The sequence below is a fragment of the Deinococcus sp. LM3 genome (genome assembly GCF_002017875.1).
Lineage (GTDB): Bacteria > Deinococcota > Deinococci > Deinococcales > Deinococcaceae > Deinococcus.
Map to the genome: position 1 here is coordinate 2265629 of NZ_MUFV01000001.1, position 25294 is coordinate 2290922.

Consider the following 25294-nt stretch of genomic DNA (forward strand, 5'->3'; position numbering starts at 1 on the left):
TTCTGGCGTGCTGAGCGGGACGGAACCCCCTTCGACAAACCTTCATAAAGGCTGCGCGGAGTCTTCGCGCAGCGCCTCCACACTCTGGGCATGACCCTGCCTCCTGCCCATCCGTTCCGCCGGGGCCTGCCGCTGGCCCTGGCCCTGAGTGCCGCGCTGGCACTGTCCGGCCCTGCACTGGCGCAGGCCACGCCCGCCGCGCCGCCTGCCACGACCCCCACCACGACGCAGGCACCGGCGCCTCAGCCCATCGCCGCCCAGACCTACACGCTGGAACAGGCGTACGCGCAGCTGGCCGGCGCGCCCAGCGTGACCCGCGCCGCCCTGAGCGTGCAGGTGGCGCAGCAGAACCTGGAAGCCGCCCGCAGCGCCCTGGGCCTGACCGTCAGCGTGAACGGCAACGCCAGTTACGTGGGCAGCGGCGCGGGCACCGCCAGTGACGGCGCGGCCACCACGACCGCCGCCAGCCTGGGCGGGAACGCCGGGGTCAGCGTCAGCCTGGGCCTGCTGCCCTGGTCGAATAACCAGAGCAGCCTGCGCGCCTCGGAACGCAGCCTCGCGCTGGCCCGCGCCACCCTACAGGAAGCGCAGCGCAGCGCCCGCCTGAACGTCACGCAGGCGTACTTCGACGCCGTGCTGGCCACGCAGGACCTGCAGATGGGCGCGCAGACGGTCGCGCTGCGCACCCGGCAGTTGCAGGTGGCGCAGGCGCAGGACGCCGCCGGGAACGCCGCGCCCGAGGCGGTCCTGAGCGCGCAGGCCGCCCTGCAGGCGGCGCAGTCGGCTGCCGCGCAGGCGCAGGGCACCCTGGACACCGCGCAGCGCACCCTGGAATCCGCGCTGGGCGTCAGCCTGGGCCGTGTGACCTTCAGCCCCCCTGCCCAGGCGACCCTGACCCTGCCGGACGTGAGTGCCCTGGTCGCCCGCGCCCGCACCGGCCGCGCCGACGTGATCAGCGCGCAGAACACCCTGGCCGCCGCGCAGGACACCCTGGACACGGCCGTGCGGGACGCGACCCTGCCGGACCTGACCGCCAGCGTCGGCTACGGCGGCGGCAGCGCCGGGACGCTCAGCACCAGTCTGAACCTGAAGCAGGGCACCCTGAGCAGCGCCTACAGCGTGCCGGTCGGCAGCAGCTCCGGCAGCGCTGGCAGCAGTGGGGGCCGCCTGACCGCCAGCCTCAGCGGCTCGTACGTCGTGTACTCGCCGGCGCAGCGGGCCAGCCTCAGTGCCGATCAGGCGTCCGTGACGCAGGCGGCGCTGTCCCTGACCGTCGCGCAGCAGAACGTGGAACTCGACGTCCGCAGCCGCTTCATTACCGCGCAGCAGGCCCTGACCGCCGTGCAGACCCGCCAGACGCAGGTGCAGGTGGCGCAGCAGCAACTGGCGACCGCGCAGGCCCGCGTGCAGGCCGGGACCGCCACCCCCGACGACGTGCAGAGCGCCGAACTGACCCTCGCGCAGGCGCAACGTGACCTGCTGTCCGCCCGCCTGAGCGCCCAGACCACCCTGATCCAACTCGACAACGCCGCCGGAGGCCCCCAATGACGAACCCCACCCCCACGCCCGCCCACACCCGCGCCGCCCACCCCCGCCGCCTGCACCTGCTGAGCGCCGCGCTGCTGCTGGCCGTCGCCCCGGCCGCCAGAGCCCAGAGCACCCAGGTCATCAGCGGCGGCACCGCCGTGACCGCCGCCCTGAAGACCGGGGCCGACGTGAACACCGCGCAGGCCAACCTGACCAAGGCGCAGGCCGCCAACCGCGCCGCGCAGGCCGACCCCGCCACCCTGGCCGCCGGGAAACTGAACGCGAAGAACGCCGAGACGCTGGCCCAGGCCACGCTGCGCGGCGCGAAACTCGCGGCACTCCAGAACACCATCGGCGCGTACAACGCCCTGCTGGAGGCGCAGGAGAACGTGGAACTCCAGACCCTGCAGACCCAGGTGGACCAGAAGGCCGTGCAGGTCGCGCAGGTGAAACTGGGCATCGGGAACGCCACCACCCTGGACGTGCAGAACGCGCAGAACACCCTGAGCGGTAGCCAGCAGACCCTCGCCGACGCCCGCGCGCAGGTGAACCTCGCCGCCGCGAAACTCGGCACGCTGACGGGCCTGGGCAGCGGCGTGCGCGCCGGCAGCGTCATCACGGCCCCCAAACTGGGCGTCTCCCTGAGCACCCTGCAGAACAACCTGAGTGGCCTGAGCAGCCTCGTGAGTGCTGCAAACGACCTGAGCAGCGCGCAGCTGACCGTGAAACTCGCCGACAACGACTTCACGCCTGCCCGCACCCTCCAGGACGCCCGGACCACCCTGGCCAACGCGCAGCGCAGCGCCGACACCGCTGGCAAGAACGCGCAGCAGGCCCTGGCCAGCGCCTACCAGAGCGCCCAGAACGCCGCCGAACTGCTGGTCGTCGCGCAGAGCCGCGAGACCGCCGCGCAGAAAACCTACACGCAGGACGCCGCCCGCCTGAAGAGCGGCACCATCAGCGCCGTCGAGTTGCAGAACACCCAGCTGACCCTGAAAAAAGCGCAGTTCAGCCGACTGCAGGCGCAGAACAACCTGACCGAGGCGCTGGCCGCGCTGTCCGTCGCCGCCGGGCAGAACCTGACCGGCATCGGGGGAACACTGTGAGCGCCGCCGCCGTCCGGACGGACCGCCCGGCCCGCCGCGCCCGCTGGCCGTGGATCGTGGGCGGCCTGCTGCTGATCGGCGCGGTCGGCGGGACCGTCGCCTACCGCGCCCGCAGCGCCGACCCCACCCAGGTGGTCGCCACGACCACCACCGCCCGCGCCGAGCAGGGCGTGATCCGGGTGTCCGTCAGCGGCCCCGGCACGCTGGAAGCCGCGCAGACCCGCACGGTCGGCGCGGACCTGACCGCCACGGTCGGCGCGGTCCCGGCCGTCGGTGAGCGCGTCACGCGGGGGCAGCTGATCACCACCCTGAGCAGCGACACGGTCGAGCAGAACGTGGCGTCGGCGCAGCTGAACCTCGACAAGGCCCGCGCCGGACTGGACGCCACGCGCGCCTCGCAGGCCAGCAGCGCCGCGCAGCGCCAGAGCAGCGTCACCAGCGCCCGGAATTCCCTCACGCAGGCGCAGCAGGCCCTCGCGGATGCCCAGCGCACCCTCGGCGGTCAGCAGGAACTGGCCGCCATCGGGGCACTCAGCGCCTCGGCCCTGGCAGACGCGCAGTCGGCCGTGGTGAAAGCGCAGCAGACCGTCGACAGCGCCCGCGCCAGCCTGAGCGCCGCGCAGACCCAGGCCAGCACCGGCGCGGCCAGCGACGCGCAGAACCTGCGCAGCCAGCAGATCGCCGTGCAGCAGGCCCAGGACAGCCTGGAGGCCGCGCAGCAGGACCGCGCGGACCTGAAGGTGTACGCCCCCATCACCGGGGTGGTCAGCACCGTCGCCGCCACCGAGGGCACCGTCGTGAACAGCGGCGCGACCATCCTGACCGTCCTGGACGACAGCACCCTGAACCTGCCCGTGCAGATCGACGAGACCGAGATCGCCGGGGTGAAGGTCGGCCAGAGCGCCGAGGTGACCCTGGACGCCTTCGACGGGCAGACCTTCACCGGCAAGGTCGTGCGCGTCTCGCCCGGCGCGACCGCCAGCAGCGGCATCAGCGTGTTCACCGCCACCGTGGGGCTCGCCAACCCCGACGGGCAGCTGCGCTCCGGCATGACCGCCGAGGCCGAGATCATCCAGAGCGAGGAATCCGGCCTGCTCGTTCCCAGCCGGGCCATTCAGAGCGTACGCGGCCGCAGTTACGTGCAGCTGCCCACCGCCGAGGGTGCCGCCGAGGGCGAACCGGTGCGGGTCGAGACCGGCGCGACCGACGGCACGAACACGGTCATCACCAGCGGCCTGGAACGCGGGCAGCAGGTCGTCGTGCCCGGCGCGGCCAGCGGCGCCGCTACCCGCACCCGCCAGGAAAACGGGCAGGGACAGGGCGCCCGGGGCGGCACGGGCATCGGCGGGCTGCCGATCCCCGGCGTGGGCGGAGGCAGACCGTGAGCGCCCACGCGAACGCTCATGCGAACACCGGGCCGGTCGTGGATATCCGCGACGTGCGCAAGGTGTACGAGCAGGGCGACGTGATCTTCGAGGCCCTCAAGGGCGTCAGCGTGCAGATCGAGCAGGGCGAGATGGTCGCCCTGATGGGACCGTCCGGCAGCGGCAAGACCACCCTGATGCAGGTCATCGGTCTGCTCGACCGGCCCAGCAGCGGCTCGTACCGCCTGGCCGGGCGGGACGTGACCACCCTCAGCGAGAACGAACGCGCCGAGGCCCGCAACACCGACATCGGCTTCGTCTTTCAGGCCTTTCACCTGCTGCCGCGCCTGAGCCTCGTCGAGAACGTCGAGGTGCCCCTCACGTACGCCGGCGTGCCGCCCCGCGAACGCCGCGAGCGGGCCATGCAGGTCCTGGCGCGCGTGGGACTGGCCGACAAGGCCCGCAACCTGCCCAGCCAGATCAGCGGCGGCCAGAAGCAGCGCGTGGCGGTCGCCCGCGCCCTGGCGGGCCGTCCGCGCCTGCTGCTGGCCGACGAACCCACCGGGAACCTCGACACCCGCACCAGCGAGGAGGTCATGGGTCTGTTCAGCGCCCTGCACGCCGAGGGCACCACCGTCGTGATCGTCACGCACGAGGACGACATCGGCGCGTACGCCGAGAGGGTCATCCGCGTGCGTGACGGATTGATCGAATCCGACCGCCGCCAGACGCCCCGCACGTCCATGACCCACCACGCGCCCCCCCACCTGCCCGGCCAACAGTCCGGCGCGGCGCCCAGCGGGGGTCAGCCGTGACAGCCGCTGATCAGCCGGCCGGGAAGGCCACCCCCGATCAGCCGGCCGGGGAGCCCACTGCCCAGACCGCCGTACCGGCCGCCACTCCGGCTCCCCGGCGGCGGGGCGGCATCGGCCTGGGCGGCGCGTTCACCATCGCGTGGCGCGCCATCGTCGGCACGCCGCTGCGGTCGGTTCTCACGGCGCTGGGCGTGATCATCGGCGTGGCCGCCGTCGTCGCCCTGACCGCCATCGGGCAGGGCAGCACCGCCGGGGTCACCAAGAACCTCGAGAGCCTGGGCACCAACCTGCTGACCGTGCAGAGCGCCCGTGGCAGCACCGGCGGCGGCAGCCTGGTCCGCGCCGGCCCCCGGCAGACCATCACCGTCGAGGACGCCGAGGCCCTGGCTGCCGCCTTCCCGGACCGCGTGGTGGGCGTCGCCCCCACCGTGAACAGCAACGTGCAGGCCAAGGTCGGCACGAACAACGCCCAGGTCAGCGTCCTGGGCACCTGGCCCGCCTACGAGACGGTGCGTAACAGCCCGGTCGAGGCCGGCGCGTACTTCACGGACGCCGACAACAAGAGCCGCAAACGGGTCGCCGTGATCGGGTATCAGGTCCTGACCGACCTGTGGGGCGAGGGCGCTGCGCCCGAGCAGGCCATCGGGCAGAAAGTCCGGCTGGGCAGCGTGTCCTTCACCGTGACCGGCGTCCTGCCCGACAAGGGCGCCACCGGCTTCGGGAACGCCAACAGTCAGGTACTCGTGCCGCTCGGCACGTACCTGCAACGCTTCGCGCGGACCAACAGCGCGAGCGGCGAACCCACCGTCAGCAGCGTCTACCTCCAGGCGGTCAGTGCCGACGACCTCAGCGCGCTGCAGGCGGACGTGACCGACCTGCTCAGCACCCGCCACGAACAGACCGACCCCGAGAACCTGGACTTCCAGGTGCAGAACCAGGCGGACAGCCTCGCCAGCCTCAACAGCGTCACATCCACCCTGACCCTGCTCGTCGGCGCGATCGCCGGGATCAGCCTGCTGGTGGGCGGCATCGGCATCATGAACATCATGCTGGTGTCCGTCACGGAACGCACCCGCGAGATCGGCGTCCGCAAGGCCCTGGGCGCCAAGCCCCGCGACATCCTCACGCAGTTCCTGGTCGAGGCCAGCCTGCTGTCCATCAGCGGCGGCGTGATCGGCATCCTGCTCGGCGTGGGCGTGGCGTACCTGGGGAACCTCGCGGGCATCGCCCCGGTGTTCAGCCCGACCCCCATGGTCGTCGCGTTCCTGTTCAGCGCCCTGGTCGGCGTGTTCTTCGGGTACTACCCGGCCGCCCGCGCCGCCCGCCTCGACCCCGTCGATTCCCTGCGCTACGAGTAATGCGGACTCCGTTTGTTTCGCTGACAATCCGGAACTTCACCGGATTGCCAGCTCCACGTCCGGAACCCGCCCTGCTCCCACTCTGCGGGGCAGCTCTACGAGTCGCATCCGCTCGGACCCAGCGGGTTTTGCAACCCATTCAATCGGAGTCCGTATAACCGCACCCTCATTCCCCCGCACCACCCAAGGAGAATCACCATGAACAAGAACCTGACTGCCCGCCTCGTTCCCGCCGCTCTCACCCTGACCGCCCTGACCCTGGGGGCCGCCTCCGCGCAGCAGAGCGCCCAGCGCCAGATGACCCCGGAGATGCAGGCCCGCCTGAAAGCCATGCAGCCCGTCACGGACCTCGCGCAGACCGTACGCCTGCTCCCCGACCTGGAAAAGAACAAGGCCACGGCCCTGAGCAAGGCGCAGGCCGCGCAACTGCTGCCCATCCTGACCACCCTTCAGAAGGCGGCAGCCGTGCAGCCCAACGACGCCAAGAAATACCTCACGCAGATTGAAGACAAGATTCTGACCAGCAAGCAACTCACGGCCCTGGACGGCCTGTTCCTGAAAGCCGAGAAGGAACGCGAGGCACAGCGTGCCCAGCGGCAGAACACCCAGGGCCAGGGCGGCGGCAACCGCCCCGCCGGGCAGGGTGTCGGCCGCCCCGACCAGAACGGACAGGGTCAGGGCGGGCAGCCCGGTCAGGTCAACCCCTTCAAGCAGGACCGGCTGGCCGACGGGCTGAAAGCCTATGTGGCCCTCCTGAAGAAGAAGTAACCCCCGCGCGCCGGTAAGCAGGAGGCCCCCACCCGTATCAGCGGTGGGGGCCTCCTGCTTGTGTCGCTTCAGCGGGTCATTCCCACTCGATGGTCGCCGGGGGTTTGCCCGTGATGTCGTACACCACGCGGTTGACCTCGTGCACCTGGTTCACGATGCGGTTGCTCATGGTCGCCAGGAAATCGTACGGGAGGCGCGCCCATTCGGCGGTCATGAAGTCGTCGGTGGTCACGGCCCGCAGCGCCACCGTGAACGAGTACGTGCGTTCGTCGCCCATCACGCCGACCGACTGGATGGGCGTGAGGATCGCCAGCGCCTGGGAACAGCCGTCGTACAGCCCGAACTCGCGCAGGCCGCTGATGAAGATGTCGTCCACGCGGCGCAGGATGTCCAGCTTCTCCTCGCTGATCGCGCCCAGGCAACGGATAGCCAGCCCCGGCCCCGGGAAGGGGTGGCGCATCCGCACGGCGTCCGGCAGGCCCAGCAGGCGCGCGATCTCGCGGACCTCGTCCTTGAACAGCGTGCGGAACGGCTCGACCAGCTTGAACGCCAGATCGTCGGGCAGGCCGCCCACGTTGTGGTGGCTCTTGATGTTCGCGGCGCCCTCGCCCCCGGCGGACTCGATCACGTCCGGGTACAGGGTGCCCTGCGCCAGGAAATCGAAGGGGCCGTGCGTGCGGGCCTCGCGTTCGAAGGCGCGGATGAACTCGCGGCCGATGATCTTGCGTTTCTGCTCGGGGTCCGACACGCCGCCGAGCGCCGCCATGAACTCGGTGCGGGCGTCCACGGTGATCAGGTTCACGCCCAGGGGTCGCAGGGCTGCCTCGACCTGCTCGCGTTCACCGAGGCGCAGCAGGCCGTGGTCGATGAACACGGCGGTCAGGCGTTCGCCCACCGCGCGGGCCAGCAGCAGGCCCAGCGTGCTGGAGTCCACGCCCCCGCTGATGGCCAGCAGTACCCGGCCGTCCCCGACCTGTGTGCGCACGTCCGCGATCAGCTCGTCGATGATGTGCTCGGCCGTCCAGTCGCGCTTCACGCCGCAGATATCCAGGAAGTTGCCCAGCAGCTGCCCGCCCTTGGGCGTGTGCACCACTTCCGGGTGGAACTGCACGCCGTAACGGCGCGTGACCGTGTTCTCGATGGCCGTGACGGGCGTGTCGGCGGTCTGCGCGACGACCTCGTAGCCCTCGGGCAGCGCCGTGACCGAGTCGCTGTGGCTCATCCAGGCGACGAACTCGCCCTGAATCCCGGCGAACAGCTGCCCGCCGTAACTGGTCAGGTCGGCCTTGCCGTACTCGCGTTTCCCGGCGCGTTTCACGTCGCCGCCCGCCTGCTGCGCCAGGAACTGCATGCCGTAGCACACGCCCAGCACCGGCACGTCCAGGTCCAGCACGCCCGGCGCGGGCTTGGGGGCGTTCTCGTCGTACACGCTGCTGGGGCCGCCCGACAGCACGATCCCCTGCGGGTTCTCCTGCAGGATGCGCTCCAGGGGCGCGCTGCCGGGAAGGATCACGCTGTACGCCCCGAGTTCACGGAACCGCCGCGCGATCAGACGCGTGAATTGACTGCCGAAATCCAGAATGACAACGCTCATCACCCTGATTGTGTCACGCGGCCGGGCCACAGGCGTCCCGCCGGGGCAGACGGGTCTGCCGCCGGTGGCCCCCGCCTGTGCAGCCCTACTCTCCGAGGACGATCTCCTTGCGGGTCTCGCGTGGCACGGTCACGCTCAGGGTGCCCGGCGCGTACCCGCTGGCCGTGACGGTCAGGCGGTACGTGCCGCTCACCGGGAACAGCACCCGCCCCGGCGCGCTCCCGAACTCCTGCCCCGGCGTGAGGTTCGCGTCGGCCGGGGCGTCCTGCACGGTCAGGGCCAGCCGGACGTTCCCGCCGCCCTGCACGATGAACTCGACCGGGCAACACGGACTGGCCTCCGCTGCACCTGACACCGCGCCCTCTGACATTGTGTCCTCTGGCACTGCGCCGCCCGTGGTCGGGACGCTCGCCGCGACGGACCGCACCCGCGCGTCCCCCGACCCCGGACCGCGCAGCGCCCACCACGTCCCGCCGATCAGCAGGGCCAGCGCCGCCACCAGCAGCGCCCAGCGGGGCCAGCGCCGCCGGACGGGCGGGGCGGCCGGCGCCTCGCGCACCACCCGCCACGAATCGTCCTCGTCCCAACCGATCCGGATCGGGTCGCCCGGCGCACGCCGGGCCGGCAGGCGCGGCGCGGGTTCCGGCTCGGGTTCCGGCAGCGGATCGCGCCGCAGGCCCGGCGGCAGGCGGTCCACGTCCCGCAGGTTCAGGCGGCGCGGCAGTCCCCCGCCGCTGCCCTCCGTGACTCCATCGTTCCCGCCGGGGCCGTCACTCCCGCTGGCCGGTGTCCAGGCGGGCAGGTCCTCGCCGTCCGCTCCGCCGAAACCGATCCGGACGGTCCGGGCGGCAACGGGCGGTTCCTGCTGGTCGCGGCGTTGCGCGGCGCGGCGCGCGGCGGCCGCCTGGGCGTCCAGGATGGCCTGAGCGCGGCGTTCCTCGTTCTGACGGCGGCGGCGTTCCTGCGGCGTTTCCGGTTCCGGCGCGGCCCCGGCCTCCACGACCGGCGCGCCCGGCTTGGTCAGCGCGACCGGATCACCCGGTTCGACCGGATCGCCTAGCACGATGGGAGAGCCGTCGTGGGCGGCCCCGGCGTCCGGCGCGGGGGGCTCCACAGTGGCACCCGTCTCCACAGGCGCGCCCGTTTCTGCCGCCGCACTCGCCGCAGCCACAGGGTCCGCGGGGGCTTGCCCGGAAGTGGGGGAGGGCGGCGTGCGGCTCAGCCACTCGGTCTCCACCGGGGCCGACGGCGGCCCGGGCAGTCTGGCCGCCGCTTCTGCCTGGGCGTGCGGGGCCTGTGGCCGTGTCGGCTCTGACGGTGCCGCCTCCGGCACTGGCCTTTCCGGTAGTGGCGCTGCCGGTAGTGGCGCTGCCGGTAGTGGCGTGGCCGGCGGCAGTGGCTGGGCAGGCAGTGGGTCGGCCGTGACCGGGGGCGCTGCCTGCGTGCCGGGCGTGGCGTTCAGGCGGCTCAGGGCCTGCGCGGCGCTCAGGGTGCCGGGCTGCTCGGCCAGCGGGCGCAGCGCCGCCGGCAGCGGCCCCATCTCCGAGAGGATCACCGCCAGTGCGTACAGATCGTCGGCCGGCCCCGGATCCCCGCCCCACGGGAGGCCCGCGCCGGTCAGCAGCACGTGCCCGTCCACGCTCCACAGCTGCGCGGGGCTCAGGCCGCCGTGCACCACGCCCCGCCCGTGCAGCGCTGCCAGGGCACTCAGCGCGCCGCGCGCCGTGAGCAGCGCGTCCGAGGCCGGGCGGGCCTGCAGGGGCAACTCGGTCACGAGGTACCCGTGATCGCCGTCCACGCCGCTGTCCACCACCGGCAGCACGTGCGGATGTTCCGGCAGTTCCGGCAGCGCCGGAGGGTATGGCAGCACGTGCAGCAGCACCGGCATGCCCGTCAGGCGGTCCGTGGCACGCAGCGTCCGTACCGGACTGCCAGTCCGGCCCGGGAGTTCACGCGCGGCCACATAGGGGCCAATGGACTTCATCCCGAGCAGTATAGGCCGCGCAGCGCGCCAGCAGACACGTTTACCGGCACGCCGGCCGCGCCGTACTGTGACCGCGTGGCTTGCCCTGCCCCGGTGGATGCGCTACTAATTGCGGGATATGCGTGAAGCCGTGATGGCCGCCCTGAGTACCGTGAACGATCCGGAACTCCACCGTGATCTCGTCTCCCTGGGCATGATCGAACAGGCCACCGTGGATTCGGGTGTGGCCAGCGTGAAGGTGAACCTCACGACGCCCGCCTGCCCGCTGAAAGGCAAGATCGAAGGGGACGTGCGCGAGGCCGTCCTGGCGGTGCCCGGCATCACGCGCGTGGATGTCACCTTCGGCGCGATGGTCCGCCCCCCCGCGCAACCGGCCCTGCCCGGCGTCAAGCACGTCCTGCTGGTCGGCAGCGGCAAGGGCGGCGTGGGCAAGAGCAGCGTCGCCGTGAACATCGCCGCCAGCCTCGCCCGTGACGGCGCGCGCGTGGGTCTGCTCGACGCCGACGTGTACGGCCCCAGCGTGGCGCACATGATGGGACAGGGCGGCGCGAAAGTCACCGCGAACGCCGAACGCAAGATGCAGCCCATCGAGGCGCACGGCGTGAAGTTCGTGTCCATGGGGAACCTCTCGCCGGCCGGGCAGGCGCTGGTGTGGCGCGGCCCGATGCTGCACTCGGCCGTGCAGCAGTTCCTGAAAGACGCCGCCTGGGGCGAACTCGACTACCTGATCGTGGACCTGCCCCCCGGCACCGGGGACGTGCAGCTGTCCCTCACGCAGACCATTCAGGTGACGGGCGCCGTGATCGTCACCACTCCGCAGGACGTCGCGCTGATCGACGCGGCCCGCGCCATCGACATGTTCCGCAAGGCCAGCGTGCCGGTGCTGGGCGTCGTGGAGAACATGAGTTACTTCGTGGCGCCCGACACGGGGCACACCTACGACCTGTTCGGCCGGGGCGGCAGCCGCAAGCTGGGCGAGGAGTACCCGCTGCTGGGCGAGATTCCCATCGACATCGACGTCCGCCAGGACAGCGACCGGGGCACGCCCGCCGTGCTGGCCCACCCGCACTCGGCCGCCGCGCAGGCCCTCACGCAGGTCGCCCGGAACCTCGCCGGACAGGTCAGCGTCCGCTCGCTCGCGCAGTCCCTGGCGGACCTGCCCGATCAGCTGACCGTCGTATGAGCGCCGCGACCCTGCCCGTCCCGCAGGCCCCCGCACCGGAACGCACCAAGACCCGGCTGCTGGAACTCGTCAAACGGCACGGCGCCCAGACCGCGCAGGACCTCGCGCAGGGCCTGGACATCAGCGTTCCGGCCGCGCGCCGGCACCTGTGCGACCTGCAGGAACAGGGACTGGTCGAGGCCCGCACCGAACGGCCCGGCGGCCGGGGCCGCCCGCAGCACGTGTACGCCCTGACCGAGCGGGGCGAGGCGGCCTTCCCGAAAACGTACTCCAGTCTGTGCGTGGACGTCCTGCGGCACATCGAGAGCCTGTTCGGCGGCGAGGCACTCCTGAAAGTCCTCGACGCCCGCAACGCCGAGATCGCCGGCCGGTTCCGCAGCGAACTGGCGGGCGACCTGCCGCTCGGCGAGCGCGTGCAGAACCTCGTGCGCCGCCTGAACGAGCACGGCTTCGACGCCAGCGCCGTTCAGGACGAGCGGGGCCAGTGGACCTTCACGCAGCACAACTGCCCGAACCTGACCGTCGCCCGCCAGTACTCGCAGCTGTGCAGCGCCGAGATCACCCTGTACGGCGACCTGCTGGGCGTCCCGGTCACGCGCGAGACCCGCATCGCCTGCGGGCAGGGCAGCTGCCGTTACCGGGTCGGGTAAGGTCGTCCGGCCATGACCCTGCTGCCCGCCCCGACCGGGGCGCCCGGCCCGCTGTACTCGATCGTGGCGTGGCCCCCGGAAACCCTCGACAGCTGGCTGCGGCGCCTGCAGGAACGCCTGAACGTGCGCGGCTTCGGCCTGCCGCACCTGAACCTCCGCGCGCCCTTCCAGACGCCCCTGGGCAGTCCGGAACTCGTGGACGCCTGCCGGGGCGTCCTGCGCGGCCAGGCGGCCTTCGACGTGCAGATCCGCGGCTGGAAGCAGGTGCCCGGCGTGATCTTCCTGGAATGCGAACTCAGCGCCGAACTGCGCGCCCTGCACGACCGGACCCTGACCATCGAACCCTCCAGCCGCGCCCGTTACGACGGCCCCGAGTACCGCCCGCACCTGACCCTGGCCCTGGGGGTCCTGCCGTGGGCCGAACCGCTGCTGTGGGAGGCCGTGCGCGACCTGACGCCGCCCGTCACGTCCTTCCGGGTCGAGGCGCTGAGCCTGACGCGCGAACACCGGGGCGAGGTGCAGGAACTCCACACCTTCCCGCTGGCCGGCCCCGCCGACCCTGCCCCCGCACCCGCCGCCGAGAGCGCCCCCAGCTGAGTCCGGCGAGCAGCCCGCAACGCAGAGGCCGGCCCCCCTGGTGGGAAACCGGCCTCTGACGCTGCGCTGAAGACTGGGATCACATGGACTCCGATTGAATGGTTGACAAAAACCATTCAATCCGAGCGGATGCGAGTAGGAGAGAAGCGGATTCCGGGCGTGGAGCTGGCAATCCGGTGAAGTTCCGGATTGTCAGCGAAACAGACGGAATCCGTATCAGGCTCCGACGGGCACCTTCAGCATGCTGCTCAGCGCCTCGCTGAACTGGTCGTACCCGGCGAAGTCCAGCTGCTGCTCGTTGTCGCTCAGGGCGGTGGCGGGGCTGGGGTGCACCTCGACGTGAATACCGTCGGCGCCCACGGCCAGCGCGGCCTTCGCCAGGGGGATCAGCAGGTCGCGGCGACCGGCGGCGTGCGTGACGTCCACGATGACCGGCAGGTGGGTTTCCTTCTTGGCGATCGCCACGGCGCTCAGGTCCAGGGTGTTGCGGGTCCACTTCTCGTACGTGCGGATGCCGCGCTCGCACAGGATGACCTCGTTGTTTCCCTCCGACAGGATGTACTCGGCGGCGTACAGCCACTCCTCGATGGTGGCGCTCAGGCCGCGCTTGAGCAGCACCGGGCGGCGGGCGCGGCCCACCTCGCGCAGCAGCGCGAAGTTATGCATGTTGCGGGCCCCGACCTGCAGGATGTCGGCGTACTCGGCGACGATCTCCACGTCGCGGGTGTCCATGACCTCGGTAATGAACAGCATGCCGTGCTGCTTGGCCACGCGGTTCCCGAGAATCAGGCCGTCCACGCCCATGCCCTGGAAGCCGTATGGGCTGGTGCGGGGCTTGTACGCGCCGCCACGCAGGATCTTGATGCCCTTGCCCGCCAGGTACGCGGCCGTCTGCTCCATCTGCTCCTCGCTCTCGATGGAGCAGGGCCCGGCGATGATGGTCGGCAGCGAGTTCCCGCCGATGCGCACCCCGTCGATGTCCAGCACGGTGTCGTCGCTCTTGACCTTGCGGGATACCAGCAGCTGCTTCTTGTCGTTGCTCTCCTCGAGGTCCAGGCTGGCCTTGAAGATCTCCTTGAAGATGGCCTTCACGGCGGCGCCCGTGAACGGCCCCTGGTTCAGGCTCTCGAGTTCCTTGAGCTGCTTGTCCTCGCGGGCCGGGTCGTAGTGGTTGGGGCGGCCTTCCTGGGTCTTGGCGTGACCGATCTGCGCGACGACGTGGCCACGGCGGGACAGGAGCCCGAGAAGTTCACGGTTGATCTGATCGACCTCGGCGCGGAGGTCTTCAATGCTGCGTTGCGGCTGGGTCATGCTCAGCAGTGTAGGAAAGCCGCGCCGGACCCCGCTGACACCCTGCTAGTCAATTGCAAAGAGTTGTCCAACTCCGGCTCTGGTCACGGTGTGCTTTCAGTCGCTCCCGGCACCGCCGCAGACGGGGCATTCACCATGTGCGTCGCCACCCGCGCCAGCGCCGCGTACAGTTCCCGCGCGTCGTCCGGCGCGACGCCCGGCGTGTCGCGCAGCGCCGCGTTCATGCACGCCAGCCACGCCTGCGCCCGTTCCGGCGTGATCGGAAACGGCAGGTGCCGCGCCCGCAGCCGGGGATGCCCGAACCGCTCGTGGTACAGCGGTGGTCCGCCCAGGAACCCTGTCAGGAACGCCAGCTGCTTCTCGGCGGTCAGGGTCAGGTCCGCCGGGAAGATCGGACTCAGCTGCGGGTCACGGGCCACCAGGGCGTAGAAGCGGGTCACCAGCGCCGCCAGGGCGTCCGGGCCGATCCGGTCGTACAGGCTGCCGCCCGCGCTCAGTGAAAGGGGAGCCGTCATGCCCGCCAGGGTAGCGTAGCGCCGCCGGGGTTGATCAGCGCCGGCGCCACGGGCCGCTCCCGGACCGAACGGCTGGTCAGGCCGTTCGGTCCGGGGCGCGGATCATACGGATTCCGTTTGTTTCGCTAACAATCCGGAACTTCACCGGATTGCCAGCTCCACGTCCGGAACCCGCTTGACTCCCACTCGCATCCGCTCGGATTGAACGGGTTTTGCAACCCATTCAATCGGAGTCCGTATCACTTCTTCAGGACGGCGCTGGCGGGCAGGATGTAGATGGTGTCCAGGCCCCAGGGCTGCGGCTTGGCCGGGAACTGCGCGCGGCGCCACACCACGTAATTGCCGATTTCCGGGGCTTTCAGGACCGTGTTCTTGTACGGCGCGTCGGGCCACTGCACGCCGGCGGGGGCGTCCGCGTCGGCCACGGCGATCAGGCCGCCCTGCCCCAGCACGTCCGAGAGTTTCGTGGTGGGCGCGTACCCGTCCCGGCACCAGAACATGATCTGCGCTCCGCTGGCGGCCAGCGTCTCGATGTCCGGAATGCGGGCTTTCAGGAAGGTGTCCAGGTCGTAGGCCTGCACGCGCAGGTCACGTTTGTACAGGTAATCGGCGGGAATGGTCAGTGTTTCCGGCGTGACCCGCGCGGCCAGCAGCGCGGTCGGCGTGACGTTCGCGCGGCCCAGGGCCGAGACCTTGAACACGGCGATCTGCTGCGCTCTGGGCGGGGCGGCCAGGGCGGAGGCGCTCAGCAGCGCCAGGAAGGGAAGCAGGTGGGTGATTCGCAGCATCGGGAACCTCAGGAGAAGAGAGAAGAGAGATCGGAAGAGGAAAGGGCCGGAGACGCTCCGCGGTGACGCCGGGGGACCGTTCGCCGTCCGGGCGTGCGCGGCGGAGCGCACCATAGCGCAGCCGCGCCGGGGGCTGGCACGCAAATCCGGCACCCCTGTTCAGGAGTGCCGGGATGGAGCGGCGCGCGCGGATAGACGTGGGCAGGTGCCAGCGCGAATTAGACGGGTTCCGTTTGTTTCGTTGACAACCCGGAAGGGCGCCGGATTGCCAACTCCACGTCCGGAACCCGTTCTGTTCCTACTCGCTCCGCTCGGATTGAATGGCTTTGTAAGCCATTCAATCGGAATCCGTACTACACGTCGCGGCGGTCGAAGGCGAAGATGCTCATCAGGCCGAAACCGGCCGTGTAGATCAGCAGCAGTATCAGCGGCTGCGCGATATCGCCCTGCTGCACGTACAGGTTCAGCTGGCTGGTCAGCAGGATGCGCTGGATCGCCTCGGGTAGCACCACCAGCAGGCGCATGACGATCAGGGCCGCGAAGGTCGCCAGGGCGGCGGCGGCGGTGTTCAGGTACAGCACGCCGAACAGCAGCGACAGCGCCGCGATGGGCATCAGGACCACGCCGGCCAGGAACGAGCCGCGCAGCACCTCGGCGAAGGCCGCGTCGCTCGTCAGTTGTCCCACGCCCACGAACAGCCCCGGCCCCAGTCCGGTGCCGCCCGTGAACGTCCCGAAGCCCAGCGGAATACCCGCCAGCAGCGAACCCAGCACGGTCGAGAAGATCAGCAGGAAGGGGTAGGACAGCGCCGTGATCAGTTTGCTGGCAATGACCTTGGTGCGGTCGACCGGGCGCAGCAGCAGCGGGGCCAGCGTGCCCTGCGAGACTTCCGAGCCGATCATCTCGGCGACGGTCACGGCGATGAACAGCGGCAGCAGGTAGCCGATGGTCACGCCGATACTCACGGCCGGCAGCTGCCAGCCGCTCACGAGATTCACCTGGATCAGGGCGCTCAGGCGCGGCGCGAAGGCCCACAGCAGCGGCATCAGGAACGTGACCAGCAGGGCCAGTCGCACGCTGCGCGCTCCGAACAGTTTGCGGTACTCCAGGGACAGCAGGGTCAGCATGCGCTCACCCGGCCGCTACGGTCTTGGGTCAGGTCAGGGGTCATCAGGCTTGCTCCACGCGTTCGCGGTAGTACTCGTACAGGTCGAAGTGGTCCGGGCTGGCCTCGAACACGCGGATGCCCTCGGCACTCAGGTGCGACAGGGCGTCGGGGACGCGGGACTCGCCGCCCAGGTGCGCGATGGCGTACGGCGTGCGGGTACTGACCCGGCGCACGAACGGCAGGCGTTCGAGCACGGCGGCCGCCCCGACCGGGTCGTCCACCCGGAAGCGGTACGCGGCCTGCCGGGCGCGCAGGTCCACGGTGTCCACCAGTCGCCCGCCGGTCAGGATGCCGACTGTATGGGCGTACGTGGCGATCTCGCGCAGGTGGTGGGTGCTCAGGACGACCGCGCAGCCGCTCGTGGCGAGGCTGGTCACGATCCGGTGGATCAGCCCGATGCCGAGGGGATCGAGGCCGCTGGTGGGTTCGTCCAGGATCAGGACCTTGGGTTCGGCCAGCATGGCGCTCGCCACGCCCAGCCGCTGCCGCTGCCCCAGCGAGTACTCCTCGACGCGGCGGTCGGCCATGCGGGTCAGTTCCAGTAGCGCCAGCACCTCGCGGATGCGGTCGCGGCTGATCTTGCGGCCGCCCGGCGCCATGGCCGACAGGTTCGCGTGGACCTGCAGGTTCTGGGTGCCCGTGAACTGCGGGTAGAACTTCGCCGGAGCCTCCACCACGGCGCCCAGGTAGGCGCGGGCACGCTGACCGTCGGTATGCACGTCCCGGCCCAGGAGTCTGACCTCGCCGTCCGTGGGGAAGGCAAGGCCGGTCATGGTCCGGATCAGAGTGGTCTTACCCGCTCCGTTCGGCCCGGTCAGCGCGTACACCTCACCGGGCTTCACGGTCAGGTACACGTCCTCCAGAACACTGTTCTGGCCGTATTTCTTGTACAGCCCCCGCACCTCAATGGCTGGGATGGCTGGCGCACCTTGCTTCGTCACCCGCACAGCCTAACCCAGGCGGCCACTCCCGCGCCTGATATGTCCCGCACAGCCCCCCCGACGAGGGGGCGGGGCACACCCGGTGCTGAGCGGTCCTGGCACCGGGTGTGCCCGGCGGTTTCCGGTTCCGCCTGCTGTTGTTTTCGGGCGCTCGCTCTGCGCCGCTGTGCGGGTCTGCCCGGTTCAGGGATGCTGGGGCATGCTCCCGGCACCCCTGAACGCCCCCCCTTCAGAACTTGTTGAAGCGGGTCAGGCGGAACGGCGTTTCGGGTGTGCCGCCCTGCAACTTGTCGAGTTGCCCCTGCGGGACGATCAGGTCGCCGCCGAACGCCGCGAGGGTCGTCGGGAAGCGCAGACCCATCAGGGGCTCCTCGGCCACGATCTGCCCGGCCGTGAAGTCGGCGTTCAGGTTGACCTTCGTGATGACCCCCTCGGCGTTACGCACCACGTACAGTGTGCGCCCGTCGAGCAGCAGCCCGTCGCCGCGCGTCAGGCCGGTCATGACGCGCCGCACGGCCCTGGTGCGCAGGTCGATGCGCCACAGCTCACCGGTGTTCAGCTGCACGGTCAGCAGCGCCCGGCCGTCCGGCGTGGCGACGATGCCGTTCAGGTTGATGCCCGGCGCGTAGCGGATGGGCGTGCCGCTCAGGTCCAGCCACGCGCTCAGTTTCAGGTCCGGCGTGACCCGGAAGATCACGGGCCGGCTGGAATCCGTGACGTACACGTTGCCGTCCGGGGCGGGCGTCAGGTCGTTCACGTACGCGTTCGGCGACTTGGGGGTGTTCAGGATCGCGACCGGGAACCCGTCGGGCCGCAGGACGCTGACGGTGCCGCTCGCGCCGCCCGCTGCCCACACGCGGCCCTGCGCGTCCACCTTCAGGCCCAGCGCGGAGGCGCGCCCCTGACCGCCACCCTCGGCGAATTTCGTGACGGCGCCGCTACCCAGGTTCACGGCGTAGATGGTGCCGGTCGCGGCGCTGCCGGTGTACGCCACGCCACGGGCCGCGTCGACGGCCACGCCTTCCGGGAAGTCCTGCGGGCCGGGCAGCGGGTAGTCGCGCACGCTGAAGCTGTCGCGCGTGATAACCCCGCAGCGTTCCCGCGCGCCGGTCAGGCCGGACGGGTCGCTCCGGTAATCGTCGGGTTGCGCGTGAATGACCAGCGAGCGGTTCAGGACGCCGTTCATGCCGGTCAGGCTGACCTTGGCGGTCGTGAAGCTCGCGCGCCCGGTGCCGTCCGCGCCGACCGTCAGCATGGGCAGGTCCCCGCCGTGCCCCGCGTGGTTGTCCGCCTGCGGGTCGTCGTGGTTGCGGCTCATGCCGGGATCGAAGTGTCCGCCGGCCCCGCCGAAGGCCACGACCGTGTTCGTCGCGGCGTCCACGCCCGGCGTGCAGCGCCCGAACTCGTGGACGTGCATGCCGTGCTGTCCGGGCGTGAGGCCCGAGACGGTCACGCTGACGCGCACCCCGCCGCCCTGCTGCTCGAAGGTGGCGGTGCCGCGCACCTGCCCGGCCGTATCCCGCAGGGCGGCCGTGGCCTTCAGCGGCGTGGAGGCCGGGGCGGGCAGGGGCATGTCCGCCCCGCCCGCCAGACCGATCCCGGTCAGGGCTGCGCCGCCCAGCAGGGCCGCCGTGAGCAGGGTGCGCTTTCTTGAGATGCGCTGCATGTCAGTTCCCCCCGGTGTACAGCACGCGGTAGATGACGCCGCTCTGGTCGTCCGTGAACAGCAGGCTGCCGTCCGTGTACGTGGCGACGCCCGCCACCCGCCCGAACTGCTTCCAGACGTCGCCGTCCTGGTACACGAAGCCCGTGATGAACGGCTCGATCCGCTCGGGTCTGTTCTGCGCGTCGAACACGACCCGCGCGATCTCGTACCCGCTGGGTTCGCTGCGGTTCCAGGAGCCACGGAACGCGATGAACGCGTCGTTGCGGTACTCGGCCGGGAACTGCGTGCCGGTGTAGTAGTTCATGGCGATGGCCGCCGCGTGCGCCGTGTAGTTCAGGACGCTGCCCTGCGTGCCCGCGCAGTACTCGGCCTTGGTGATCTTGCCCGGAATATTGCCCACGTTCACGTACGGGTCGGGTTGCCGGTCGCCGTAGCAGAAGGGCCAGCCGTAGTTCTTCCCGCGTTCGATCACGTTCAGTTCCTCGGGCGGGATGTTGTCGCCGTGCCAGTCGCTCCCCTGATCCGCGCCGTACAGCACGCCGCTGACCGGGTGCCACCCGAAGCCGATGGTGTGGCGCAGGCCCCGCGCGAAGATCTCACGGGTCTTGCCGTCCGGGCTGAGGCGCAGCATCGTCGCCTCCTCCGGGTTGGGGGTGGGGGCGTCGTTGTTCGTGGAGCCGAAGCTGGCGTACAGGTACCCGTCCGGGCCCCACTTCAGGGTGCGGGCCGGGTGCTGCCCGGCGTCCGGGAAGCCGTCCGCGAACACGCGCGGCACGCTCAGCGACCCGTCGCGGGCGATGTCCATCACCCAGATGGTCTTCTCGCCCACCACGTACATCCGGCCGTCCTTGACGTCCATGCCGTGCGCGAGCTTCATGTTCTGCGCCACCTGACGCCGCTCCGCAGCGCTGATCTGCCCGTCACGGTTGGTGTCTTTCAGGTACCACACGTCGCCCTGCGCGCGGCGCGACAGGTAGATCCCGCCGTCCGGCATGACGTGCAGCATGCGGGCGTTCCCCAGCCCGGTCGCCATGACCTTCAGCGTGAACCCCGCCGGGACCTTCAGGCGCTTCAGTTGCTCCGCCGTGAATTCCAGCGGGGTGGGCTCGTTACGGGTCGCGGTGACCGTCACGGGCGGCTCGCCCGGCGCGATCGGGCGGGGCGTGGGCGGGGCCGTCTGGGCCAGCGACGCGGAAAAGAGGGCGGTCGACAGGACCGCCGTGAACACGGACAGGGGGGTGTGGCGCATGGGATGAATCCTCCGGACTGAAGCATCCGCACGCAGCCCCCCGCCAAAGCTGCCGCCCGTCACCATCTGAGAGATCGCTTCCGGTCCGGCCAAGGTCGCCTTCAGGAACGCTTCAGGGGACTCCCATCCGCCCGGCCCCGTCCGGGCCAGGGGTGCGCTCAGGGTTCAGGTCAGCGGCACGAACAGCGGCTGCGTGGTGGCGGGCGCGGCCCCGACCTGAACGGCCCGGCGGTGCAGTTCCTGCACGGCCCGCTCGCCCTCCTCGCCCACGTCCAGGCTGAAGGGATTCACGTACAGGTCGATGTGCGCCTGCATGACCTCGTCGGACATCTCCAGCGCGTGCTCGCGGATGTACCCGCGTGACGCCTCCGGGTGCGCGTACGCGTACTCCAGGCTGCCGCGCACCGCCGCGTTCAGGTCGCGCTGCATGGCCAGCGGCAGGTCCCGGCGCACCAGGATCGCGCCCAGCGGGAGCGGCAGGCCCGTGTCCTCCTCCCACCACGCGCCCAGGTCCAGCAGGCGGGTCAATCCGTACTCGTGGAAGGTGAAGCGCGACTCGTGGATGATCAGGCCCGCGTCGATGGGCTGCCCCCCGAACTCGCCGCGCTGCACGGCGGGCATGACCTCGTCGTAACGCATGCGGATCACGTTCACCTGCGGGAACACCAGCCTCAGCAGCAGTTCCGCCGTGGTCAGCGCGCCCGGCGAGGCGACCGTGCGGCCATTCAGGTCCTGCACGTCCCCGCGCGTCACGATCAGCGGCCCCACGCCCCGGCCCAGCGCCCCGCCAGCGCGCAGCGCCACGTACCGGTCCATGACGCCGAAGTACGCGCGGTAACTGATTTTCGTCATGGGCAGGCGGCCCTGCGTGGCCCAGTCGTTCAGGGTCTGCACGTCCTCCAGCACCTCACGCACCGGCAGCGGCCCCTGCACCAGCCCCGCGTGCAGCGCGTGAAAGATGAACGTGTCGTTCGGGCACAGCGAGTACCCCAGGTCCAGCACCGCCGGCAGGTCACTCGCAACAGGGGAAAGGGCATCCGGGCTCATGCCGCCCAGGGTACGCCCGCCCGCCCACACGGAACGCGAGGCCAGCCACCGTCCTGCCAGCCACCGCCCTGCCCGCTGCTGTCCCGCCCCTGCCGTAACGAACGGCCAGCGCCGGGCTCAGCCTCGCGTCAGCCTGGGCAGGTACGCTGCGCCCCATGCCCCCCCTGCGCGCCGCCCTGCTGCTCCCCGCCGCCCTGGTCGCCCTGAGCGCCCTGAACCCCGCGCAGGCTGGTGGCGGCGGTCCCCGACCCGTCCCGGCCGCCACCTGCCGCGACGGGTACGTGCGCCCGGACTTCACGGCCCTGAAAGCGCAACTGACCCGCGCCCGCGCCCAGTGGAACGCCGGGCGGCCCGCCAGTTACACCTACGACCTGCGCCAGATTGCCGCGCCCATCCTGTTCCCCGAAACCCGCGTGACCGTCGTGGGCGGCCGCGTGACCCGCACCGACCTGCTGCCCGGCCAGGAGGGCGAACCCAACCAGCTGGCCGCGCAGACCATCGAGGCGCGCTTCGACGACCTGTTCCAGACGCTGCAACGCCAGGCCCGTGCCGCCTGCCCGGAAGTGCAACTCAGCTTCGACCCGGCGCTCGGCTACCCCACCCGCCTGTACTCCGGCATGGGCGACAACGGCATTGCCGACGGCTTCGGCGAGTGGACCATCCGCAACTTCACACCCCTGAAGTAAGCGCGTGACCCCTCACCCGCCACACCCCTCACCCGCCGCTGGCGCGGCGCCCTCTCCCCAGGGGAGAGGGTCACGGGCGGGTCAGCATGCCTTTCTCAGCGGACGTCTTTCAGGGCTTCGCGGGCGGCGTCGGCGTCGCGGGCGATCTGGGCTTTCAGTTCGTCCAGGCCGCTGAACTTCTGCTCGCCGCGCAGGTGCGCGAAGAACTTCACCTGCAACTCCTGCCCGTACAGGTCGCCGCTGAAATCGAACAGGTTCACCTCGAAGCGCCGGTCCACGCCGCTGACGGTCGGGCGGAAACCCACGTTCGCCACGCCGTGCCAGCGGCCCCCACCCTCCAGTGCCGGGTCCCCGACCGCCACGACCGCGAACACGCCCAGCGGCAGGGCCTTGCCGTCCGGCACGCGGATGTTCGCGGTGGGCCAGCCGATGGTGCGGCCTAAGCGGTCACCCTGCACCACCACGCCCTGCGCGTCGTAGTGGCGGCCCAGCAGGCGGCCCGCGCCCACCACGTCCCCGGCCTTCAGGTACTCGCGGATGCGGGTGCTCTTGATGTCCTCGCCGCCCAGCTGATGCATCGGCAGCGTCACCACCTCCGGCGCGACCCGGCGCAGGTCGTCCACGCCGCCCGCCCGGCCCCGCCCGAAATGGAAGTCCTCGCCGACCACGACCGTGCGGGGGCGCAGCTGCCGCAGGTCGTCCAGGAACGCCTCCTTGGGCCGCGCCGCGAACTCCGGCGTGAACGACGCCGCGATCGTCTCGTCCACACCGTAACGGCCCAGCAGGTCCAGTTTCTCGGGCAGGGTGGACAGGAACTCCACGCCCTGCGTCAGCACCCGCGTGGGCGGATCGAAGGTGTACACCACGCTCGGCACGCGGTGCTCACGCGCCTTGGCCTTCAACTGCGCGATCAACGCCTGATGGCCCAGGTGCACGCCGTCGAACGACCCGACCGCCACGACCGTCGCCGTGTCGGGGCGCTGGCCAGGGGAGACGTACGTCTTCACGACGGCTCCTGCCCCGCACTCCCGGCAGTGCTCCCGGCCAGCAGCTGAAGGCCGTACAGGGCCGCCGTCACCGTCGAGGCACTCCCGACCAGCGATCCGTCCCGCAGGCCCGCCAGCACCTGCGCCGGCGGCAGCCACAGCACCTCGATGCCCTCCTCGTCCTCGTCGTGCGGCAACTTGCTCTCGCGCAGGTTCGTCGCGTGGAACACGAACAGCTCCTCGTCACAGAAACCGGGACTGGAGTAGAAGCGCGTCAGGAGTTCCATGTCCCCGTCCAGCCCGGCCTCCTCCTGCAACTCCCGCCGCGCCGCGCCCACCGGTTCCTCGCCCGCGTCGATCAGGCCCGCCGGGGCCTCCACCGTCACCGCGCCCACCGCCCGCCGCGCCTGCCGCACCAGCAGCATCTCGCCGCGCCCGTTCAGGGCCAGGACCGCCACGGCGCTCGCGTGCCGCACGATCTCCCACTTGCCGTCCATGATCTCCAGGCGCACGATGTGCCCGTCGAACACCACCCGCGTGCCCGCCGCGCCCGGCCCGTCCTGACTTCCGCTCATGCCCAGACTGTAAAGCACCCGCCCCCACCCCTCATACGGATTCCGTTTGTTTCGCTAACAATCCGGAACTTCACCGGATTGCCAGCTCCACGTCCGGAACCCGCTTGACTCCCACTCGCATCCGCTCGGATTGAACGGGTTTTGCAACCCATTCAATCGGAGTCCGTATCACCCCTGCGCCCGCCCACCGTCTGCCACACTGACCGCATGATCACGCGCCGCGACCTGGAAGCCCGCGAGGCCAGCACCCTGGCCCCCCACGCCACCCTGAGCCGCGACCACCGGGGCCGCGAGCACCCGGAAGCCGAGAGCGACACCCGCACCGCCTTCCAGCGCGACCGGGACCGCGTGCTGCACACGACCGCCTTCCGCCGCCTGGAAGCCAAGACGCAGGTGTTCCTCTCGGCCGCCGGCGACCACTACCGCACCCGCCTGACCCACACCCTGGAAGTGCAGCAGGTCGCCCGCAGCGTCGCCCTGAGCCTCGGCCTGAACGAGACCCTGGCCGAAACCATCGCCCTGGCCCACGACCTCGGCCACCCCCCCTTCGGGCACGCCGGGGAACGCGTCCTGAACACCCTCATGCAGGAACACGGAGGCTTCAACCACAACCTGCAGGCGCGGCGCATCGTCACGCTCCTGGAGCACCCCAAAAGCGAGTACGCGGGCCTGAACCTCACCCTCGACACCCTCGACGGCCTGAACAAACACCACCGCGACGGCCTGGGCCAGCCCAGCCTCGAAGCGCAACTCGTGGACGCCGCCGACGCCCTGGCCTACACCGCCCACGACCTCGACGACGGCCTGCGCAGCGGCCTGATCACCCCCGACCACCTCGCCGGACTGCCCCTCTGGCAGGCACTCCTGAGCGCCACCGGCGTCAACCCCCACCCCCTGACCGAACAGGGCCGCCGCACCCTGCACCGCCACCTGCTCGGCTGGCTCATCCGCGACCTCACCCACGCCAGCAACCACGCCATCACCACCAGCGGCCTTCACACCCCCACCCAGGTCCGCGCGCACCCCGGCGGCCTGATCACCTACAGCCCCGCCACGCAGACCCTCCTGGGCGGCGCCCGCACCTTCCTGCGCGACAACCTCTACCGCCACTGGCGAGTCGAGATGCAGGTCGAGCAGGCCACCCGCGTCCTCACCACCCTGTTCACCGCCCTCCAGCAGCGCCCCAGCATGCTGCCCCCCAGCTACCGCGACCTCGCCCGAACCAGCGGCCTGCCCCGCGCCACCTGCGACTACCTGGCCGGCATGACCGACCGCTACGCCCTCGAAATGCACGCCGCCCTCACCGCTACCGGCACCCCTGCCACCTGGCCCCGCTGACCCACCCCGCCCCTGCCAGTTGACAGCTTCCCGCCCCCCTGATACATTTATGCCCGCCTGCCCGAGAGGACAGCGCGA

The 25294-nt window shown here is 70.9% G+C and carries 23 protein-coding genes; 11 read left to right on the forward strand and 12 right to left on the reverse strand.

Annotated features, from left to right (window positions below; all coding sequences use genetic code 11):
- The first annotated feature begins 90 nt into the window (after positions 1 to 90).
- The 6 genes from BXU09_RS10635 (at position 91) to BXU09_RS10660 (ending at position 6938) form a co-directional block, all read left to right on the forward strand.
- Positions 91 to 1548 (forward strand): TolC family protein, encoded by a 1458-nt coding sequence (locus BXU09_RS10635; protein WP_078302360.1) that lies wholly within the window; start codon positions 91 to 93, stop codon positions 1546 to 1548.
- Positions 1545 to 2633 (forward strand): TolC family protein, encoded by a 1089-nt coding sequence (locus BXU09_RS10640; protein WP_078302361.1) that lies wholly within the window; start codon positions 1545 to 1547, stop codon positions 2631 to 2633. Before BXU09_RS10635 ends, BXU09_RS10640 begins: the two co-directional genes overlap by 4 nt.
- Positions 2630 to 4018, forward strand: coding sequence for an efflux RND transporter periplasmic adaptor subunit (locus BXU09_RS10645; protein ID WP_078302362.1), 1389 nt, complete (start codon positions 2630 to 2632; stop codon positions 4016 to 4018). Before BXU09_RS10640 ends, BXU09_RS10645 begins: the two co-directional genes overlap by 4 nt.
- Positions 4015 to 4812, forward strand: coding sequence for an ABC transporter ATP-binding protein (locus BXU09_RS10650; protein WP_078302363.1), 798 nt, complete (start codon positions 4015 to 4017; stop codon positions 4810 to 4812). The genes BXU09_RS10645 and BXU09_RS10650 overlap by 4 nt, the downstream gene beginning before the upstream one ends.
- Positions 4809 to 6170, forward strand: a complete 1362-nt coding sequence (locus BXU09_RS10655) for an ABC transporter permease (protein WP_205684143.1) — start codon at positions 4809 to 4811, stop codon at positions 6168 to 6170. Before BXU09_RS10650 ends, BXU09_RS10655 begins: the two co-directional genes overlap by 4 nt.
- 198 nt (positions 6171 to 6368) lie before the next feature.
- Positions 6369 to 6938 carry a hypothetical protein gene (locus BXU09_RS10660; protein WP_078302365.1) on the forward strand — a complete coding sequence of 190 codons (570 nt, stop codon included), beginning with the start codon at positions 6369 to 6371 and terminating at the stop codon, positions 6936 to 6938.
- Between the two features lie 76 nt (positions 6939 to 7014).
- Here the strand turns inward: BXU09_RS10660 and guaA are convergent, their stop codons facing one another.
- Positions 7015 to 8532: a glutamine-hydrolyzing GMP synthase gene (gene guaA / locus BXU09_RS10665; RefSeq protein ID WP_078302366.1), complete on the reverse strand. Its 1518-nt coding sequence runs from the start codon at positions 8530 to 8532 to the stop codon at positions 7015 to 7017.
- An 85-nt stretch (positions 8533 to 8617) separates the two neighbouring features.
- Positions 8618 to 10516 (reverse strand): hypothetical protein, encoded by a 1899-nt coding sequence (locus BXU09_RS10670; protein ID WP_144012072.1) that lies wholly within the window; start codon positions 10514 to 10516, stop codon positions 8618 to 8620.
- A gap of 118 nt (positions 10517 to 10634) precedes the next feature.
- Between BXU09_RS10670 and BXU09_RS10675 the strand changes: the two genes are divergently transcribed.
- Genes BXU09_RS10675 through BXU09_RS10685 form a run of 3 tightly spaced genes read left to right on the forward strand, consistent with a single transcriptional unit; the run spans position 10635 to position 12946 of the window.
- Positions 10635 to 11699: an Mrp/NBP35 family ATP-binding protein gene (locus BXU09_RS10675; RefSeq protein ID WP_078302368.1), complete on the forward strand. Its 1065-nt coding sequence runs from the start codon at positions 10635 to 10637 to the stop codon at positions 11697 to 11699.
- The gene (locus tag BXU09_RS10680) at positions 11696 to 12349 is read left to right on the forward strand and encodes a metalloregulator ArsR/SmtB family transcription factor (protein ID WP_055363148.1); all 654 of its coding nucleotides are present in this window, start codon (positions 11696 to 11698) and stop codon (positions 12347 to 12349) included. Before BXU09_RS10675 ends, BXU09_RS10680 begins: the two co-directional genes overlap by 4 nt.
- A 12-nt stretch (positions 12350 to 12361) precedes the next feature.
- Positions 12362 to 12946, forward strand: coding sequence for a 2'-5' RNA ligase family protein (locus BXU09_RS10685; RefSeq protein WP_078302369.1), 585 nt, complete (start codon positions 12362 to 12364; stop codon positions 12944 to 12946).
- A gap of 216 nt (positions 12947 to 13162) precedes the next feature.
- On the opposite strand, the gene BXU09_RS10690 is transcribed toward BXU09_RS10685, so the two are convergent.
- From BXU09_RS10690 to BXU09_RS10725, 8 genes are all read right to left on the reverse strand, one after another.
- Positions 13163 to 14257: a bifunctional 3-deoxy-7-phosphoheptulonate synthase/chorismate mutase gene (locus BXU09_RS10690; protein WP_055363147.1), complete on the reverse strand. Its 1095-nt coding sequence runs from the start codon at positions 14255 to 14257 to the stop codon at positions 13163 to 13165.
- Positions 14258 to 14340: 83 nt separating this feature from the next.
- Positions 14341 to 14772: a globin gene (locus BXU09_RS10695; protein WP_078302370.1), complete on the reverse strand. Its 432-nt coding sequence runs from the start codon at positions 14770 to 14772 to the stop codon at positions 14341 to 14343.
- Between the two features lie 239 nt (positions 14773 to 15011).
- Positions 15012 to 15560 carry a hypothetical protein gene (locus BXU09_RS10700; RefSeq protein WP_078302371.1) on the reverse strand — a complete coding sequence of 183 codons (549 nt, stop codon included), beginning with the start codon at positions 15558 to 15560 and terminating at the stop codon, positions 15012 to 15014.
- Between the two features lie 353 nt (positions 15561 to 15913).
- The gene (locus BXU09_RS10705; protein WP_078302373.1) at positions 15914 to 16687 is read right to left on the reverse strand and encodes an ABC transporter permease; all 774 of its coding nucleotides are present in this window, start codon (positions 16685 to 16687) and stop codon (positions 15914 to 15916) included.
- 43 nt (positions 16688 to 16730) lie between these two features.
- The gene (locus BXU09_RS10710) at positions 16731 to 17669 is read right to left on the reverse strand and encodes an ABC transporter ATP-binding protein (RefSeq protein ID WP_078304964.1); all 939 of its coding nucleotides are present in this window, start codon (positions 17667 to 17669) and stop codon (positions 16731 to 16733) included.
- Between the two features lie 229 nt (positions 17670 to 17898).
- Entirely contained in the window at positions 17899 to 19335 is a 1437-nt protein-coding gene (locus BXU09_RS10715) for a superoxide dismutase family protein (RefSeq protein ID WP_078302376.1), read from the reverse strand.
- Position 19336: 1 nt separating this feature from the next.
- Positions 19337 to 20584 carry a sorbosone dehydrogenase family protein gene (locus BXU09_RS10720; RefSeq protein ID WP_078302378.1) on the reverse strand — a complete coding sequence of 416 codons (1248 nt, stop codon included), beginning with the start codon at positions 20582 to 20584 and terminating at the stop codon, positions 19337 to 19339.
- 165 nt (positions 20585 to 20749) lie between these two features.
- Positions 20750 to 21631, reverse strand: a complete 882-nt coding sequence (locus BXU09_RS10725) for a 1,4-dihydroxy-6-naphthoate synthase (RefSeq protein ID WP_078304965.1) — start codon at positions 21629 to 21631, stop codon at positions 20750 to 20752.
- Positions 21632 to 21786: 155 nt separating this feature from the next.
- Here BXU09_RS10725 and BXU09_RS10730 point away from each other — a divergent pair, with 155 nt between their 5' ends.
- Positions 21787 to 22317, forward strand: coding sequence for a DUF6174 domain-containing protein (locus BXU09_RS10730; RefSeq protein ID WP_078302380.1), 531 nt, complete (start codon positions 21787 to 21789; stop codon positions 22315 to 22317).
- 95 nt (positions 22318 to 22412) lie between these two features.
- On the opposite strand, the gene ribF is transcribed toward BXU09_RS10730, so the two are convergent.
- Together ribF and BXU09_RS10740 are read right to left on the reverse strand one after the other, a co-directional pair.
- Positions 22413 to 23324, reverse strand: coding sequence for a riboflavin biosynthesis protein RibF (gene ribF / locus BXU09_RS10735; RefSeq protein WP_078302383.1), 912 nt, complete (start codon positions 23322 to 23324; stop codon positions 22413 to 22415).
- Entirely contained in the window at positions 23321 to 23878 is a 558-nt protein-coding gene (locus BXU09_RS10740) for an NUDIX hydrolase (protein WP_078302387.1), read from the reverse strand. Before BXU09_RS10740 ends, ribF begins: the two co-directional genes overlap by 4 nt.
- A gap of 207 nt (positions 23879 to 24085) precedes the next feature.
- Here BXU09_RS10740 and dgt point away from each other — a divergent pair, with 207 nt between their 5' ends.
- Entirely contained in the window at positions 24086 to 25216 is a 1131-nt protein-coding gene (dgt, locus tag BXU09_RS10745) for a dGTP triphosphohydrolase (RefSeq protein ID WP_078302390.1), read from the forward strand.
- Positions 25217 to 25294: the final 78 nt, after the last annotated feature.

Excerpts from the sequence above, each read along its gene's own strand:
- BXU09_RS10660 (WP_078302365.1), top strand. The coding sequence starts at position 6,369 with ATGAACAAGAACCTGACTGCCCGCCTCGTTCCCGCCGCTCTCACCCTG.
- BXU09_RS10695 (WP_078302370.1), bottom strand. The coding sequence starts at position 14,772 with ATGACGGCTCCCCTTTCACTGAGCGCGGGCGGCAGCCTGTACGACCGG.
- dgt (WP_078302390.1), top strand. The coding sequence starts at position 24,086 with ATGATCACGCGCCGCGACCTGGAAGCCCGCGAGGCCAGCACCCTGGCC.
- guaA (WP_078302366.1), bottom strand. The coding sequence starts at position 8,532 with ATGAGCGTTGTCATTCTGGATTTCGGCAGTCAATTCACGCGTCTGATC.
- BXU09_RS10730 (WP_078302380.1), top strand. The coding sequence starts at position 21,787 with ATGCCCCCCCTGCGCGCCGCCCTGCTGCTCCCCGCCGCCCTGGTCGCC.
- BXU09_RS10640 (WP_078302361.1), top strand. The coding sequence starts at position 1,545 with ATGACGAACCCCACCCCCACGCCCGCCCACACCCGCGCCGCCCACCCC.
- BXU09_RS10690 (WP_055363147.1), bottom strand. The coding sequence starts at position 14,257 with ATGACCCAGCCGCAACGCAGCATTGAAGACCTCCGCGCCGAGGTCGAT.
- BXU09_RS10685 (WP_078302369.1), top strand. The coding sequence starts at position 12,362 with ATGACCCTGCTGCCCGCCCCGACCGGGGCGCCCGGCCCGCTGTACTCG.
- BXU09_RS10670 (WP_144012072.1), bottom strand. The coding sequence starts at position 10,516 with ATGAAGTCCATTGGCCCCTATGTGGCCGCGCGTGAACTCCCGGGCCGG.
- BXU09_RS10635 (WP_078302360.1), top strand. The coding sequence starts at position 91 with ATGACCCTGCCTCCTGCCCATCCGTTCCGCCGGGGCCTGCCGCTGGCC.
- BXU09_RS10720 (WP_078302378.1), bottom strand. The coding sequence starts at position 20,584 with ATGCGCCACACCCCCCTGTCCGTGTTCACGGCGGTCCTGTCGACCGCC.
- BXU09_RS10675 (WP_078302368.1), top strand. The coding sequence starts at position 10,635 with ATGCGTGAAGCCGTGATGGCCGCCCTGAGTACCGTGAACGATCCGGAA.
- BXU09_RS10740 (WP_078302387.1), bottom strand. The coding sequence starts at position 23,878 with ATGAGCGGAAGTCAGGACGGGCCGGGCGCGGCGGGCACGCGGGTGGTG.
- BXU09_RS10700 (WP_078302371.1), bottom strand. The coding sequence starts at position 15,560 with ATGCTGCGAATCACCCACCTGCTTCCCTTCCTGGCGCTGCTGAGCGCC.
- BXU09_RS10680 (WP_055363148.1), top strand. The coding sequence starts at position 11,696 with ATGAGCGCCGCGACCCTGCCCGTCCCGCAGGCCCCCGCACCGGAACGC.
- BXU09_RS10715 (WP_078302376.1), bottom strand. The coding sequence starts at position 19,335 with ATGCAGCGCATCTCAAGAAAGCGCACCCTGCTCACGGCGGCCCTGCTG.
- BXU09_RS10725 (WP_078304965.1), bottom strand. The coding sequence starts at position 21,631 with ATGAGCCCGGATGCCCTTTCCCCTGTTGCGAGTGACCTGCCGGCGGTG.
- BXU09_RS10705 (WP_078302373.1), bottom strand. The coding sequence starts at position 16,687 with ATGCTGACCCTGCTGTCCCTGGAGTACCGCAAACTGTTCGGAGCGCGC.